This window comes from Burkholderia sp. BCC0044 (assembly GCF_902832955.1).
In the GTDB taxonomy this organism is placed as follows: domain Bacteria; phylum Pseudomonadota; class Gammaproteobacteria; order Burkholderiales; family Burkholderiaceae; genus Burkholderia.
Window position 1 is genome coordinate 1 of the sequence record NZ_CADFDO010000019.1, and the last position, 475, is coordinate 475.

Annotated in this window: 1 pseudogene; it reads left to right on the forward strand. The window is 65.5% G+C overall.

What is annotated here, in order from left to right:
* Nucleotides 1-475: pseudogene (locus HWX14_RS36270) on the forward strand (hemagglutinin); the annotation flags it as partial.

The window sequence follows — 475 nt, forward strand, 5'->3', positions numbered from 1 at the left end:
TCGGCGGCAACGGCGATGTGTCGGTCCAAGGCGCAAACGTTGTCAATCGCGGCGCGATCACATCCAACACGAATCTGCGGGTATCGGGCCAGTCGGTCGACAACGGCGGCGGCACGCTGCAGGCCGCGCAAAAGGTGGCTGTCGACGCAGGCGCGCGCTTGGTCAACAACGGCGGCTCGATTGTCGGTCAGGCGGCTGTGCTGACTGGTACGACCCTCGACAACAGCGCCGGCACCGTGCAGGCCGAGCAGATGTCGTTGAACGCGACCGACCTCGTGAATCACGGCGGCACGATCACACAGACCGGCGCCGGAGCGATGAGCGTGAACGTGTCGGACATGCTCGACAATTCCAGCGGCGGCACGCTGCAAACCAACAGTACCGACCTGACGCTCGCCCCTGTCGCACTCGTCAACGATGGCGGCACGATCACGCATGCGGGCAACGGAACGCTGACGCTCGGCGGAGGTACGGG